The organism is Ferviditalea candida (assembly GCF_035282765.1).
Lineage (GTDB): Bacteria > Bacillota > Bacilli > Paenibacillales > KCTC-25726 > Ferviditalea > Ferviditalea candida.
The window spans coordinates 1-15,630 of sequence record NZ_JAYJLD010000058.1 but is presented as its reverse complement, the minus strand read 5'-3'; the positions used below and the strand labels follow the sequence as shown (position 1 = coordinate 15,630).

Below are 15,630 nucleotides of genomic sequence, written 5' to 3'. Positions count from 1 at the left end.
TGATTTTGTGAATGGATGTGTTAGACTTCACCTAAAGGGTGCTCCTCTCTTTGGGTATTGATGTTCTGACAAACACCATTCTACCAAAGATTCGGAGCATTTTTTATATTTTCAAAGAACATTACTTTCGAAATTCAGGGTTAATACTCGATGTCGTTGACGCAATACAGGGGCATCAGTCAATTAAGAAAATAGTTGACTCAGTCAAATAAAATTGCCAAAATAATGCAAAATCGCAATTGTGGGGGCATCCATATGAATTCCGCGTATACGCCTTTGATACATGTTATTCGTAGATTCAACCGGTTCTATACCAATATTCTTGGGCTGCTGGATCAGCATTTGCCGGATAGCGAATTTTCGCTATCGGAAGCCCTTGTTCTTTACGAAATCGGACATACAGAGAATTCTACCGCCAAAAAGCTCATTGAAGAACTAAAAATTGACCCCGGCTATCTCAGCAGGATTATTAAACGCTTTGAGAGGCACAGCCTCATATACAGGGAACAGTCCGGTGAAGATGGTCGGGTGTATTATCTTTACCTGACAGATCGAGGGAAAGATACGCTTTCAAAACTCAATGAGCTGTCTGACAGTCAAATCCGTCAAATCATCGGCGGCTTGTCGGAGCAAGATCAAACAAATGTCGTAGAGAGTATGGGAATAATTGCAAAAACTTTATCGCGGAAATCAAGGCTTATAGAAACAAGGGTTAACATTCGTTGCGAACTGAAACCGGGAGATGTGGATTATTTAATTCACCTGTATGGGTAGATTTATGCGAAAGAATTCGGATATAACCATGTGTTTGAAGGCTATGTCTGCAAAACTTTTCATGACTTTTTTGAACGCTACATCTCTGAAAAGGACAGATTTTGGTTTGCGGAAGTGAATGGCAAAATGATTGGCGCTATCGCAATCGTTGGACATTCGGCACAAAAGGCCCAATTAAGATGGTTCATCATCCTGAATTCAGAGGGATTGGTCTTGGAAGAACACTGCTGAACGAAGCGATGCAGTATTGCAAGGAGAAAGGATATCGACATGTATTCCTGGAGACTACGGAAGATCAGAAAACGGCGATCAAAATGTACATGAAAGCGGGATTTAGGAAAATTGCTGAGCATGGAAGCAACACATGGGGCAAGAAGCTAATTGAACAAACCTATGAATTGAACTTACAAGGGCGAGAACGATGATTACTGAACAGAAAATCCTCCATCAATGACAAGTTGGTGGGGCCGCCCATTGCACTCAATTGTTTCCGGAGAGAGTCTTCAGAAACGTAACCGGGAGGAACAAAATAACGCTGCTCGATTCTAAGTGATTTGTTAAAATACCATAAAATATGCTCCTTCCCCTCGAGTTAGGCACGAACATCGTGATGCATTACGCCTGATGATATTATTCAGCTTCACAGGAGCGAACTTGAGTATCGGAATATTAAAGTACAATTTTAAATATGAAAGCGTTTGATAGGGCAAACACTGCTCCGACAGATTCAAGCCAAAAGAAGAAGAGCAGGCTCTCTCCCGCTCTTCTTCTTTAGATTCCGTTTATTTCCCGTCAGCAGCAGCGGGATACCTTGCCGCCCTTGCCGTCGTACCGGGCTTCCTGCGCTTCGCAGAAAAATTGTTTTCTGGACTTGACCGTCTCTCCCGGATGATGCTTTTCCATGTGCTCCACATACCGTTCATAATTCGGCACGCCGACCAACAGATCCAGAAACTGCTTGCGGTAGCGCAGCAGGTTTGTCAATTTACGCAGCACTCGGACCAGCCCCTTTTTCTCTCGCGACGTAAGGCGATTCGCGCAGCTCGAGCTTTTGGTTGTTCAAGATTTTCAGCCAAATCCTTATTGAGGAAACCAACACGAACAGAACAACTGTCATGAACACGGCGGTCAACGCGGCATCGACATAATCATTCGTGATAATCTGCCTCATTTGATCCATCGATTTCGCGGGCGCAAGAAGCTTTCCGGCCGCCATGGCTTCCTGAACTTTTTGAGCGTGCGAGAGGAATCCGATCTTGATATTTTCATGGAACAGCTTCTGATAGCCCGCAGTCATGGTCACCACCAAAAGCCAGGTGGTCGGCACCAGTGTGACCCATGCATAGGCTTTTTTGCCCATTTTGAAAAGAATCGTGGTTCCCAACAGCAGGGCAATGCCGGCCAGCATTTGATTCGCGATACCGAACAACGGCCATAAGGTGTTGATGCCACCGAGCGGATCGATTACGCCTTGATACAGGAAGTATCCCCAACCTGCAACACCTAATGCAGTAGCGAAAATGTTCGCAGGAATGGATTCCGTCTTGCCTAACGGTTTATAGATATGGCCGAGAATATCCTGGATCATGAAGCGCGCGACCCTCGTTCCCGCGTCGATGGTGGTTAGAATAAACAGCGCTTCAAACAAGATGGCAAAATGGTACCAGAACGCCATCATCATTTTGCCTCCAACGACATTGGACAAAATGTGCGCCATACCGATCGCAAGCGTCGGCGCTCCGCCCGTACGGGACAGGATGCTGGTTTCCCCAACGTCCTTGGCCAAAGCATCCAGTTGATCCGGAGTAATTGTAAAGCCCCAAGAAGACACAGTCTGAGCCGCATGCATTACATCTGTGCCAATTACCGCTGCCGGACTGTTGATGGCGAAGTATGCGCCCGGGGTAAGCACGCTGGCGGCAACCAGAGCCATAACCGCAACGAATGACTCCATCAGCATGGCGCCGTAACCGATCGGACGGATGTGAGATTCACGCTCAAGCATTTTGGGTGTGGTTCCCGACGAAACCAACGCGTGAAATCCCGATACCGCGCCGCAAGCGATCGTGATGAACAGGAACGGGAACAGGTTGCCTGCGAATACGGGTCCTGTACCGTCAACAAACTTGGTAACGGCAGGCATTTCCAGATTCGGCGCGACGATCAGGATGCCGAAGGCCAGACCGACGATGGTGCCGATTTTCAAGAAGGTGCTCAAGTAATCCCGCGGCGCGAGCAGGAACCATACCGGCAGGACGGAAGCGATGAAACCGTAAGCGATCATCATCAGCGCAATCGTCTCGCCTTTGAAGGTGAACATCTGCGCAAGAGCCGGATTCTGCGCAACATACTGTCCTCCGAAGAGCGACAACAGCAGCAGCACGAAACCGATCACCGAGCCTTCAACGATTTGCCCCGGGCGGATATACCGCATGTAAATTCCCATGAAGATGGCAATCGGAATCGTTGCAGCGATGGTGAACATCCCCCACGGGCTGCCGACGAGCGCCTTTACAACGACCAATGCAAGCACGGCCAACAGAATAACCATGATGCCCAGAATCCCGATCATGGCGACAAAGCCGGTGACCGGACCGATCTCTTCCTTGATCATTTCTCCGAGCGATTTCCCGTTGCGCCGGGTGGAAGCGAACAGGATGATCATATCCTGGACGGCGCCGGCCAAAACAACCCCGACGATGATCCAGAGGGTGCTTGGAAGATAACCCATTTGCGCGGCCAGAATCGGACCGACCAGCGGGCCCGCTCCCGCGATCGCGGCAAAATGGTGTCCGAACAGCACCCATTTATTCGTCGGAACAAAATCTTTGCCGTCATTATTCAGTTCTGCGGGAGTTTTGCGGTTATCATCCAGCGCCAACACCTTGCGGGCAAGAAATCGGCTATAGAAACGATAAGCGACAAAATAAACGGAAACTGCGGTGACAATCAGCCAGATGGCATTGATGGACTCCCCGCGATTCAACGCAAGCACGGCAAATCCCGCGGCGCCGATAAGCGAGATGAGTCCCCACAGCAAGATGGATTTGAGATGTTTCATGTAAAGGCCTCCCAAGTTGAAGTATGATTTGAAATATCCATTCAATGCTGGCTCCATTATACGGGACAAGCCGAAATTTGAAAACGCTTCAAAACCATCATGCGGGAACTTCGATCCAACATGCTAAATTTCAAGGTTCAAACGCAAATCCGGTTAGACGACATTGCTTTTTACGGCTTCAAGAGCAAGCATATATGCTAATTCTTCCCTTACGGACCGTTCGTCATCCACAATCTAAAATTTTTAGGTGTTGCGACCAATTTGAAGCAGCTTCGCCGCCTTGCTGATGGTTTCGGGACGTCAGCTCAAGTGATTTCTTTATGGCCATCATCTCTGCCTCTATTAACGATGGAGTCGATTCGCTATCCCCATCCTGACGATCAACGGAAACGCTGTCAAACTTGAAATGTTCGGTTTTAATTTGATCCCCCTCAGCAAGAAAAATCGCATCGTTCAGTACACTATGAAGCTCGCGTACATTTCCGGGCCAATGATATGCCATCAGTTTTTTTCTTCGCTTCATTCGAAAGGTTTTTGGAGGAAACATTCATGTTTTTCAGCAGATGCTGGGCGATTTCAATAATATCGTTACGTTCGCGAAGGGAAGGAAGCTGCATTTGAATCCCTTGTAACCGGTAATAAATACGGCTTGTACGTGAAGCGACATATCGCCGATCTCATCCAGAAAAATTGTCCCCAAATTGGCCGCTTCAAACTTCCCCTTTCCCCCATCCCGATTGGCGCCGGTAAAAGAGCCTTTCTCGTATCCGAACAATTCGCTTTCCACAAGACTTTCCGGAATGGCGCTGCAATTGACGGCAATGAAGGGATGCCGCGATCTTGAACTGGACGAGTGGATCGACTGGGCGAAAAGCTCCATTCCGGTCCCGCTTTCCCCGAGCAGCAGAATGGGCATCTCCATTTGGGAAACTTTCTGTGCCAATTTCTTTACATGCAGCAAATTGGGGGAGAAGCCGACAATAGCATTGAAGGTATACAAGTGATAATTATTTTTGTCTTCTTTATAGGTTTTAATGACTATTATTTCAATAGTCTTTTCAAATTTTTCATATGTTGTTTAATTTTTTCAGTCTGTTCGCTTGGCAGCATCGGCAGAGTACGGATCAGCGGTCTTTTGGCGGACTGTTTTATTTGCTTTGCGATGAAGTCGGCACGCTTGACTGGGCCGTTGCTTTGCACAATTGGTTGATTTGATCAACGAAATCGCCACAAAAGTCGGAAAGAGGATCAATTCTTTGATCCAGCGTCAACTCCAACAGTGGGTTGCTGCTTTACCCAACTACATCAAGGCTTATCTGCCAATTTCATACTGCGAAAGTTGAGTATTTAACAAATTTGCTTAAATCAATCAACGTTTCGCATGCTGCGTAGACTGACGAATAATAAGTTCAGGCCGGAGAACGATCCGTTGCTTGACGGATTCGCTATTCATCAAATTATCGATTAAAAGGTTGAAAGCCTGTTTACCCATCCGGTCAATCGGCTGAGCGATCGTCGTAAGCGGCGGATCCGTTACGCTAGCCAGAATGGTGTCGTCAAAGCCGACAATCGAAAGAGCATCGGGCACCTTGATCCCTAATTGCTTGGCCGCCTGTATGGCGCCGATCGCGAGCAAATCGTTGCAGCAGAATATAGCCGTTGGTTTTTCCGTATATTGCAGCAATTCATAAGCGCACCGCCTTCCTTCCTCCACCCGGTAATCGCAGATGACAATATTTTTGTCGTCAAACGGAATATTCATGTCCGATAATCCCTGCTTGAAGCCCCGGATTCGTTCGCGGCTGCTGCTTACCTTCAAATTCTCGGAAAGTATGGCAAACCGGCGATGTCCGAGCTCGGCAAGATGTTGCGCCGCCAGAATGCCCCCGATATAATCATCGGAAACAACGGTATCCACTGCCAGTGCTGTCGATTCCCGTGAAATCATCACGAAGGGAATAGACCTCGTTTCAAGCCGCCTCAATATTTCAATATTTTCGACACCGGTTCCGATGATGATACCGTCGACGCTTTTCTGCTCTAGCAAAGAGATATATCGCTCAACGCGTTCGTCTTTGTTATCCGTGCTGCAGATGATAATGCTATAACCAGATTGATGGGCTTGATCTTCTATCGCGCGCGCAATCTCCGCGAAGAAGGGATTGGAAATATCGGGTATTAATAGCCCTATGGTATAGGTCTTCTTCCCCACAAGCGCGGAAGCGATCATACTCGGCTGGTAATTGAGCTCTTCCATGATTTTTAGAATTTGCTCGCGCCGCTTTTTGCTGATCTTACCCTTTCCGCTAATAACTTTGGAAACAGTTGCGATTGACACCCCGGCTTGTTTGGCCACGTCATAAATAGTAGTTTTCATACTGGCTCCTCTGACAGATTGGGGGATGAAATGGCATCATCCTCCTTCACATTTATTATGAGCAATCTCAACAATTCTTTCAAGATCCTGAGTTTATTCCTTCGAATTTTCCGTCATGATCCAATGATGATCCGGATCGTTGCAGAATTTCCAAGTGCGGTGAGGACCGGCCATCACGTTTAAATAATACACGTCGTATCCTGGAGGTGCGGACACAGGATGATAACCCCGCGGTACCAGCACCGCCTCCCCATCTCCCACGACGAGTGTCTCGTCGAGCGAGCGATCGGCTGTATAGACCCGCTGGATCGCAAAGCCCTGCCTAGGTTTCACCCGAAAGTAATATGTCTCTTCCAGAAACGATTCTTCCGGCAAGGCGTCCCTGTCATGCTTGTGCGGAGGATAGCTCGACCAATGCCCGTTCGGCGTGTATACTTCTACCACAAGCAGACTGTCGGCCGGCTCTTGCTCCGGTAAGATGTTGTGAATACGGCGTTCGATATTGCCGTAGCCACGCATCTCCACTCCAACCTGCTCCGGCGCAATGAGGCGAGCCGTATGGCCCCCTCGACCCGGAGCGGAGCAAACCGCAAGTTCCAACGAAGTCCGCGCTACAACCTTATAAAAATCCCCATTCGGCACATACACGGAGTACGGCGGCGTTTGCTCGAATACGTTCATTCTTCGACCGATTGCATTCCATTGCTCACTCGCGGTAGAGACATCCGCCACCCCGCTGAGCAGAACGAGACATACTTCCCGGTCCCCCGTTTCACTTCGAAAAGACTGCCCTTCATGCAGTTTGATCATATCATATCCAACGTATGTCCAACCTGCGGACTCCGGCGTGATGGAGATCAGCTTGCCGTCCGCAGACGCAGAGGAATCAGGAGTAATGATCAATTTAGACAAATTAAGCACCTCTCTATAATTGGATTGCCGTTTAGCGGCGCAACTCTTCAAGCTCGCTGAGTTTGACGGCGCGGTTCAAGCGATAGGACAGCTTCGCGGCAAGCGCAATTCGCTCCGCTTGCAGTCCGTCATGGCCATCAACCGGAACAGGCGTACCGGTAACCAAGCTGTCGATAAATTTCTGGGTTTCTTCCACATATGCCTTTGTATAACGCTCAAGGAAGAAGTGCAAAGGTTTATCTGAAGAGATGCCTTTTTCCGTACTTACTACCGCCGTGTTAGGGTGATCATTCGCAATCGAAACGCTGCCCTTTGAACCGAACACTTCCACGCGCTGATCGTACCCGTATACCGCTTTGCGGCTGTTGTCAATGACGCCGAGAGCACCGCTGGCGAACTTCAGGGTAATGATCGCAGTATCGACATCGTCGAATTCGGCAAACACCGAATCGATGAGAACGCCCCCATGCGTGTACACTTCAACGACCTCACTGCCGGACAAGAATCGTGCCATGTCAAAGTCGTGGATCGCCATATCCATAAACAGACCGCCAGATGCTTTAATATAATCCCTTGATGGAGGGCTTGGATCCCGGGACGTAATTTTCACAATTTGGGGCTCGCCGATCGTGCCGCCTGCCACATGCTCCTTCACCCGCTTAAAATTATGGTCAAAGCGGCGATTAAAGCCGATCTGGAACTTGATGCCGGATTGCTGAACCGCCTCAAGCGCTTCTTCCGTCTGTCCTATCTCCATGCTGATCGGCTTCTCGCAGAAAATATGCTTGCCCGCTTTAGCAGCCTGCTTGATGAGCGGGACATGCGTGTCTGTGGAGGAGCATATAAACACGGCGTCAATATTCGGATGTTGAATAATTTCGGAGCTGTCCTTGGTCAAAGTATCGATTCCCCGGGCAGACGCCCAAGCCTCAAGTTCCGGTCCGGCGAACAGATCGCTGATCGCGACGATTTCCACACTCGGATGCAGCAGCAGATTATCCGCATGAATTTTTCCGATTCGTCCGGCCCCGATAATGCCGATTTTTATCTTTGTCATCAATACTTCCTCCTACATATAGTGAGTTTGCGGAAGTAAACTCTCCCCGAATTTCCCCGCGCTGCCGAACAGCCGCATCTTGTCTTGAACCGACGCTTGAACCGCTTCCCGCGCCGGAATCAAATAGTTCCTTGGGTCGTACGCATCGGTGTTTTTTTGCAAGTAAGCTCGAATCGTTGCCGTACAAGCCATTTGATTGTCGGTATTGACATTGATTTTGGCGGTGCCGCAGGAAATCGCCTGCAGAATCTCCTCTTTCGGCAGGCCGCTGCCACCATGCAGAACAAGCGGAAGGCCGGTAAGCCGCTGAATCACGACCATCCGTTCGAATCCTAGCTTCGGCTGACCGCGATAAGGGCCATGAACGGAGCCAAGAGCGGGAGCCAAGCAGTCGATCCCCGTCTCGCGCACCAGCCTTACGCAATCCTCTGGGTCCGCATATATGCCTTCCTCAGCATTAACGACGAGATCGTCCTCTCTGCCGGTAATTCGGCCGAGCTCCGCTTCGACGGATGCTCCGATAGCATGGGCAGCCTCCGTAACACGTAACGATACATCTATATTGTGTTCCAAGTCGTGATGCGAAGCGTCGATCATAACTGAGGTAAAACCTGCGTGAATTGCGCGAATACATACCTCATAGGAGGATCCGTGGTCGAGATGAAGAGCGACCGGAACAGAAATCCGGTAATGTTCGATCAACGACTTCACCATCCCCGCAATCGTCTTCAGACCTCCCATATAAGGGATGTATGTCTCGCTGACCCCAAGAATCACAGGAGATTGCTCTGCTTCAGCCGCCAACAGAATTGCCTGCGTGAATTCCAGGTTATTCAAGTTAAACTGGCCGACTGCATATCCTCCTTCCAGTGCCTTCTTCAGCATGGTCGACATAGAAACGAGTGTCATGGATAGTCCACCTCCAATTATCAGATATCCCGCCATTACCAGCGGGTCGTTATCATCTTTTTGCGAGTGTAAAACTCCACACCGTCCGTTCCGTTCACGTGCAAATCGCCGTAGAACGACTTCTTCCAGCCGGAGAACGGGAAGAACGCCATTGGCGCAGGAACGCCCAAGTTCACACCCAACATACCCGCGTCTATCGTTTCGCGAAATTGCCGCATGGCAGCTCCACTTTTCGTAAAGATACAAGCCCCGTTGGCGAAATCTGAGCGGTTGGCAACTTCGATAGCCTCCTCCAACGTTCCGACACGAACGATGGACAGCACCGGTGCGAAAATTTCGTCGTTCCAAATCTTCATCCCGGCTTGAACTTGATCGAACAGTGTTGGACCGACAAAATAACCTTTGCCGCAGGATGCAGCGTCTTTCCGACCATCGCGTAAGAGCAGAGCACCTTCTTTCTCCCCAATTTCGATATACTTAAATGTCTTTTCTTGGTGAGGTTTACGGATGACCGGCCCCAGAAACACTCCTTCTTCCAACCCGTTGCCGATCGTCAAGTTATCTGCTGCTTCCACCAGCCTCCTGACGAGTGTATCACCGATTTCACCGACCGCCACGACTACGGAGCAGGCCATGCAGCGTTCGCCGGCCGAACCGAAAGCGGCGTTGATGATTTCTTTTACGGCAAGATTCAGGTCAGCGTCCGGCATGACAATCGAGTGGTTCTTGGCGCCGGCGAGCGCCTGCACTCGCTTTCCGTTCTCGGAACCCCTCTTATAAACATACTCGGCCACAGGCTGGGAGCCGACGAAGGAAACAGCCGAAATGGACGGATGCTCCAAAATGCCGTTGACGACATCATGCGCCCCGTGAACAATATTGAATACCCCTCCAGGAAGGCCTGCCTCATGAAGCAGCTCGGCAAGGCGGTTGGCCAGACTCGGCGCCCTCTCCGAAGGCTTCAGCACAAACGTATTGCCGCAAGCGATCGCGAGCGGAAACATCCAGGAAGGCACCATCATCGGAAAATTAAACGGGGTGATACCGCCTACAACGCCTACCGGGTACCGAAACATGCCGGATTCCAGATTCGTTGCAATATCGGGAAGCTGCTTGCCCATCATCAGAGTCGGGGCTCCGGCGGCAAACTCTACGCATTCGATCCCGCGCTGCACCTCGCCATAGGCTTCATTATAGCTTTTTCCGTTCTCTAGAGTGACAAGACGGGCCAACTCCTCCCAGTTGTCCACGAGCATCTGCTGGTATTTGAACAGGATTCTGGCCCGTCGCGGAACCGGGGTGCTGCTCCATGTTTTGAATGCTTCCTTTGCAGCTTCAACCGCTTGTTCAACATCTTCTCTCGTGGATAGCGGTAGATAAGCGAGAATCTCTTCCGTCGCCGGATTGTAAACGGGATCATGCAGGCTCGTTCGAGCGTCGACCCACCTTCCTCCGATCCAGTTCTTCAACACTTGATTCATTGCGATATCCCCTTTTTTTGGAATAAAAATGGTTTACACGACAATTTCGCCGCGTTCGCAGCGTCCGATATATTCTTTGATTTGATCCGATGTCGGCATGGCATCGGAGCAACTGTGGCTGGAAATGACGATACTGGCCGCGGCACTTCCGAATTCCATGCTTTTCTCCAGGGTCCAACCCTGAATCAAACCGTACAAAAAACCTGCCGCATATGAATCTCCGGCGCCGAAAGTCTTGACGACTTTGGCCGGAAAAGACTTGGCCTGGTGGCTGGCTCCGTCTTTCGTGTAAGCAATCGATCCTTCTTTTCCGTGTTTGATGATGACAATCTTGGCGCAGTGGTTGAACCACTTGGCGGCGGTTACTTGATCGCTGCGCTCCGGATTATGCTCGAAGCGCTCCATCATATCAAACTCTTCTCTGGTGCCCAGAATTATATCGCATTTTTCAGCGGCCAAATTGTAATAAACGGCGGTTTCTTCGGAAGAAGTCCACGTATAAGGACGGTAATCGAGATCGAATGCAATGACGGTACCATGCTTCTTGGCATAATTCAACGACTGCAACACCGCTTCCCTGGAAGGACTTTTCGCCAATGCAGTTCCGGAGATCAGAAGCATCTTCGTCCGTGAGATGAGTTCCTCGTTTATTTCGCTCGGCAAGAGCTTTAAGTCGGCGACATTGTCGCGGTACATCAGAATGCTGCACTCGGCCGGACTCATGATTTCCGTGAAGGCAAGCCCCGTGACGGCACCAGTCCGATCCGTAACCACATTTCCGGTGTCGATCCGATTGTCTGTTAAGTAGCGATGAATGAAACGTCCCATCTGATCGTTCGCAATCTTGCCGATGAACGTTGTCTTCATACCCAGGCGAGACATCCCAATTGCAATATTGGCGGGAGAGCCGCCTACGTATTTCGTGAAGGTTCTGGTTTCTTCCATGGGACGGTTGATCTCGTTGGCATTCAAATCAATGCAAAGCCTGCCGATTGCCGCGAAATCAAAGTTCCTGCCGGGCGGAAAGTTGATGTAGGTCATCCGTCGTTACCCCGCTTTCATAGATATTAAAGACTCAAGATAAGCCAACGCTTTGCTTGCAAACTCATAGGCCGGATATACCGCAGGATCCTGCTCGCCCTCCAGCATCGTCCATCCGCTGTAGCCTCGAGCCGTCAACTCTTCGATGATTGGTTGAAAATCGAGATCACCCGTCCCCGGTAAGGTGAATACGCCTTTGCGGATACAAGTGATGAAGTCGGCCTTCTCTGCTCTCGCTTGTTCCATGATAGCGATGCGAACGTCCTTCAAATGCACATAGGCGATGCGATCGTAATGCTTGCGTAATACGCTCAGCGGTTCCGCCCCTCCGTAATAGGCATGGCCGGTATCAAACAAAAGATAGACCAGATCCGGATCGGTCAATTCCATCAGCCGATCAATCTCATTCGGCCGCTCCACGACCGTCCCCCCGTGATGATGATACGTTAGCTTCAAGCCGTGTTTCCGGGCAATTGCGCCGGCAGCATTCAGCCCCTCCGCCAAGCTCTTCCAGCCCGCTTGATCCAGCCGCTGAACCTCTTTCTCGTAAGGAGTGCGTCGCGGATCGAAATGCAAGGAGCCTCCAACCTCGCAGGTGCTGATAACAGTGGCGCCCATTTCCTTCAGAAAATTGGCGTGTGCACGGTATGCTTCCAACTCTTCTTCCCGATAGGCCGGATCCGAGAACAACACCGACTTCCACTGAGAGACAATCTGCAGGTTTCTAGCCGACAGTTCACGCTTGAGCACTTGAATGTCTCCCGGATATTTCCTTCCCATCTCGGTTCCCTGCAACCCAAGCCGCTGCATGTCATTAACAATCTGCTCGAACGTCGTGTCAGCGCCGTGCTCCTTCACGTCTTCGCCGACCCAATTAATAGGGTGAGCACCTATCTTAAACGGAAAATTAGGCATCGTATCCATTCTCCTTCAGACCTCAATATAGTTTAGCCGCTTGAATTTTCCTCTTCATTTCCTGATATGTTTTGACAACCTTCTCGCTGACGGAAACCTCCGGCACGCCGACACTCCACCAAGACTCATAATTGTTAGTGTTCGTTCCGGGAACGACGGGAATTTCGATCAAAGTCGTAACCTGCTCTTGTTTGGCCTTGTTCAACGCGACATTTAGTTCTTCGGCCGTAAAGACTTTGTAAGCTTTGGCGCCGAGACTGCGGGCGTGAGCCGCGAAATCGATCGGCATGTAACTGCCGGTTAGCCGTCCGGACATGCGGTCCCGATAGCGAAACTCGTTACCGAAACCATCGCTGCCGTGATCCCGTTGAAGATTATGAATACATTGGTAACCATGATTGTTGAACAGTAGGATCGTAATCTTCCTGCCTTCCTGCAAGCTGGTGATCAACTCGGAATGCAGCATCAGATAACTTCCGTCCCCCACTATGGCGTAGACCTCACGCTCCGGCTCAGCCAAAGCCACACCAAACGCTCCGCTCACTTCATAGCCCATGCAAGAAAAACCATATTCCATATGGTACGTCTTTGGCTCAGAGGATCTCCACAACCGGTGCAGGTCCCCCGGCAGGCTGCCCGCCGCGCATACAATGACGGCGTTGTCATCGATCGTTTCCTGAATGACGCCGAGCGCCCTTGTCTGGGCGAGCCCTTCACGATGGTCAAGTGAATAAAGTGAGTCGACTTCCGCATTCCACATGCTCTTCAAATCCATGATCTCGTTTTTTTCGTAAGAACTGCGGTAACCTTGCTTGGTCAAAGCATCACATAGCGCTTTCAAACCGAGCTTCGCATCACAAGTCAACGCGGTTCCGCCCAATTTGATCGTATCCAGAGTGTTGACGTTGATGTTCACAAATTGGATCTTCGCGTTTGTGAAAGCCGATTTGGACGCCGTTGTGAAGTCAGAAAACCTCGTACCCACGCCAATCACAACATCCGCTTCTTTGGCAAGCAGATTGGCTGCCAATGTACCGGTTACCCCGATCGCTCCGACGTTCAGCGGATGGTCCCACGGCAGCGCGCTCTTGCCCGCTTGCGTTTCGGCAACAGGGATACCAAACGCTTCGGCGAATTCCCGGACTTCGTGCACCGCCGAAGCATAGTGAACACCGCCTCCGGCAATCAACAGAGGTCTCTTCTTGTCCATGATCAGCTTCGCTGCCCGTTCCACCGCTTCAGCAGCCGGAGGCCTGCGGTCCACATAATGGACTCGTTTCACGAAAAAATCATCCGGATAATCATAAGCCTCCGCCTGCACATCCTGAGGCATCGCCAGAGTGACAGCCCCCGTTTCCGCCGGATCGGTTAGTACCCGCATCGCTTGCAGGGCAGCCGACATAAGTTGCTCGGGCCGAGTGATGCGATCCCAATATTTGCTCACGGCCTTGAAAGGATCATTCGCCGAAATTGTATAATCGTTCGCTGTCTCAAGTTGTTGAAGAACGGGATCAGGTTGACGCGAAGCGAAATTGTCGCCGGGCAGCAGCAGGACAGGAATACGGTTTACCGTAGCTGTCGCGGCGGCCGTCACCATGTTGAGCGCTCCCGGACCGATGGAGGAAGTGCAGGCAAAAATTTGCTTGCGATTTTTCTGTTTCGCATAAGCGACAGCAGCATGAACCATGCCCTGCTCATTCTTGCCTTGAATCAGAATCAGCTCTCCCGTGCTTCGCTCAAGCGCTTCGCCAATACCAGTCACATTGCCGTGTCCGAAAATTCCCATAACGCCGCGAAAGAATTTGGTCTCCTCGCCATTTATCGAAATGTACTGGGCATCGAGAAAGCGAATCAGCGCCTGTGCCATAGTTAAACGGAATGTTGCCATAGTACCCTCCTCAATATAAGTTAAGCGCTTAATCCTTTAAAATCAAAAAAAATAGTAGTTGTTTTAAAGTCAATTGATATAAATTTTACAATACCAAATGGTTAAGCGCTTTATCTTTTATTGTATCATATAAAATTTCCCCGAGGTTGACAATACTCTTTTTCTTACAAAAAATATCTGCGAACGGTTTTTTCCATTGTTTCCTTAGCGGTTTTAATCGTTTCCTCTATATTCCAATCCCAGTACTCAGGCTGAATATCTCAACGGATGCCATTTCGCTGTAACCGATTTGCTTCAGTGTTCCCAGAATCGCATCCAATTCCACGCATCCATGACCCGGCCACACACGATGATGATCCCTCAGGGTTCCGGCCGGCAAATCTTCACAGTCGTCAAGATGGAACACAAAAATCTTTTCCGGATCCGCCTGCCGCAGATCCTCAAGCCTGGAGTTCATTGCATGAAAATGAAAGCAATCAAGTACAACGCCTACGTTATCTCTATTGACAGCCATCACAATCTCATAAGCTTGGCCAAATGTATTTACCGAACAGTTCGGATAACCGACGAATTCAAAGGCCAGGCTGACCCCGTAAGATTGAGCGCGATCAGACAAGTCGCGGAGCACTCGGACCGTCTCCGCTTGAATTTGCTTTCTTGTATAATTACCGATATCAAAGTTTGGTACAACGATGATTTTTTTACAATCAATTACTTCTCCAACTTCACACAAGAATTTCAGATCATCGACGATTTGACGGTAACCCTCTTCATCCCTAAAACTGATAAACTCGAGCGCGTTGAACGCAAACGGCTTGATTCTGCTGCGGTCAAAAAACGCTTTCAGATCTTTTACCGTATGATCCTTTAAATAGTCTTTCAGCTTGTCCAGACGAATCTCTATGAGATCGTATTCATGCTTCTCGCAGTACTCCAAGTCGATTTGAAGCGTCGAATTCTTCATAGTCGTAGCTTGATTAAATGCAAATTTCATAAACCGATATCCTCCCATATAAATCAAAACTATAAACCTGAATTTCGAAAGTAATGTTCTTTGAAAATATAAAAAATGCTCCAAATCTTTGATAGAATGGTGTTTGACGAGAACAACATCCACAAAGAGAGGAGCACCCTTTAGGTGAAGTCTAACACATCCATTCACAAAATCAAGACTGAATTTTCATTACACAATGCGACCAACTTCGGCGGAGTCAA

14 protein-coding genes and 2 pseudogenes are annotated in these 15,630 nt (G+C 49.5%); 3 read left to right on the top strand and 13 right to left on the bottom strand.

Annotated features, from left to right (window positions below; translation table 11 throughout):
- Window positions 1-255 precede the first annotated feature (255 nt).
- Window positions 256-774: a MarR family winged helix-turn-helix transcriptional regulator gene (locus VF724_RS20225; RefSeq protein WP_371756041.1), complete on the top strand. Its 519-nt coding sequence runs from the start codon at window positions 256-258 to the stop codon at window positions 772-774.
- A gap of 101 nt (window positions 775-875) precedes the next feature.
- Window positions 876-1,199, top strand: a complete 324-nt coding sequence (locus VF724_RS20220) for a GNAT family N-acetyltransferase (RefSeq protein WP_371756040.1) — start codon at window positions 876-878, stop codon at window positions 1,197-1,199.
- A gap of 367 nt (window positions 1,200-1,566) precedes the next feature.
- Here the strand turns inward: VF724_RS20220 and VF724_RS20215 are convergent, their stop codons facing one another.
- The 4 genes from VF724_RS20215 to VF724_RS20200 form a co-directional block, all read right to left on the bottom strand.
- Entirely contained in the window at window positions 1,567-1,770 is a 204-nt protein-coding gene (locus VF724_RS20215; RefSeq protein ID WP_371756039.1) for a YbdD/YjiX family protein, read from the bottom strand.
- Window positions 1,760-3,835 carry a carbon starvation CstA family protein gene (locus VF724_RS20210; RefSeq protein WP_371756038.1) on the bottom strand — a complete coding sequence of 692 codons (2,076 nt, stop codon included), beginning with the start codon at window positions 3,833-3,835 and terminating at the stop codon, window positions 1,760-1,762. Before VF724_RS20210 ends, VF724_RS20215 begins: the two co-directional genes overlap by 11 nt.
- 223 nt (window positions 3,836-4,058) lie before the next feature.
- A complete protein-coding gene (locus tag VF724_RS20205; protein WP_371756037.1) occupies window positions 4,059-4,337 on the bottom strand; it encodes an AAA-type ATPase lid domain-containing protein in 279 nt (92 codons plus the stop codon).
- 54 nt (window positions 4,338-4,391) lie between these two features.
- A complete protein-coding gene (locus tag VF724_RS20200; protein WP_371756036.1) occupies window positions 4,392-4,757 on the bottom strand; it encodes a sigma 54-interacting transcriptional regulator in 366 nt (121 codons plus the stop codon).
- Between the two features lie 170 nt (window positions 4,758-4,927).
- On the opposite strand from VF724_RS20200, the pseudogene VF724_RS20195 reads away from it, so the two are divergent.
- Window positions 4,928-5,178, top strand: a pseudogene (locus tag VF724_RS20195) (IS4 family transposase); the annotation flags it as partial.
- Between the two features lie 26 nt (window positions 5,179-5,204).
- Here the strand turns inward: VF724_RS20195 and VF724_RS20190 are convergent.
- The 9 genes and pseudogenes from VF724_RS20190 to VF724_RS20150 all read right to left on the bottom strand — a co-directional run bounded on the left by VF724_RS20190 (window position 5,205) and on the right by VF724_RS20150 (window position 15,409).
- On the bottom strand, window positions 5,205-6,212 hold the full coding sequence (locus VF724_RS20190) for a LacI family DNA-binding transcriptional regulator (protein ID WP_371756035.1): 1,008 nt from the start codon (window positions 6,210-6,212) through the stop codon (window positions 5,205-5,207).
- Between the two features lie 93 nt (window positions 6,213-6,305).
- A complete protein-coding gene (gene iolB / locus VF724_RS20185; protein ID WP_371756034.1) occupies window positions 6,306-7,124 on the bottom strand; it encodes a 5-deoxy-glucuronate isomerase in 819 nt (272 codons plus the stop codon).
- Between the two features lie 31 nt (window positions 7,125-7,155).
- On the bottom strand, window positions 7,156-8,181 hold the full coding sequence (gene iolG, locus VF724_RS20180; RefSeq protein ID WP_371756033.1) for an inositol 2-dehydrogenase: 1,026 nt from the start codon (window positions 8,179-8,181) through the stop codon (window positions 7,156-7,158).
- Between the two features lie 12 nt (window positions 8,182-8,193).
- Window positions 8,194-9,090 carry a class II fructose-1,6-bisphosphate aldolase gene (fba, locus tag VF724_RS20175; RefSeq protein WP_371756032.1) on the bottom strand — a complete coding sequence of 299 codons (897 nt, stop codon included), beginning with the start codon at window positions 9,088-9,090 and terminating at the stop codon, window positions 8,194-8,196.
- A 35-nt stretch (window positions 9,091-9,125) separates the two neighbouring features.
- The gene (locus VF724_RS20170) at window positions 9,126-10,571 is read right to left on the bottom strand and encodes a CoA-acylating methylmalonate-semialdehyde dehydrogenase (RefSeq protein WP_371756031.1); all 1,446 of its coding nucleotides are present in this window, start codon (window positions 10,569-10,571) and stop codon (window positions 9,126-9,128) included.
- Window positions 10,572-10,604: 33 nt separating this feature from the next.
- Entirely contained in the window at window positions 10,605-11,612 is a 1,008-nt protein-coding gene (gene iolC, locus VF724_RS20165; RefSeq protein WP_371756030.1) for a 5-dehydro-2-deoxygluconokinase, read from the bottom strand.
- A gap of 6 nt (window positions 11,613-11,618) precedes the next feature.
- A complete protein-coding gene (gene iolE / locus VF724_RS20160) occupies window positions 11,619-12,527 on the bottom strand; it encodes a myo-inosose-2 dehydratase (protein WP_371756029.1) in 909 nt (302 codons plus the stop codon).
- Between the two features lie 22 nt (window positions 12,528-12,549).
- Window positions 12,550-14,415, bottom strand: coding sequence for a 3D-(3,5/4)-trihydroxycyclohexane-1,2-dione acylhydrolase (decyclizing) (iolD, locus tag VF724_RS20155; RefSeq protein WP_371756028.1), 1,866 nt, complete (start codon window positions 14,413-14,415; stop codon window positions 12,550-12,552).
- Between the two features lie 164 nt (window positions 14,416-14,579).
- A pseudogene (locus VF724_RS20150) lies at window positions 14,580-15,409 on the bottom strand (sugar phosphate isomerase/epimerase family protein).
- Window positions 15,410-15,630 lie beyond the last annotated feature (221 nt).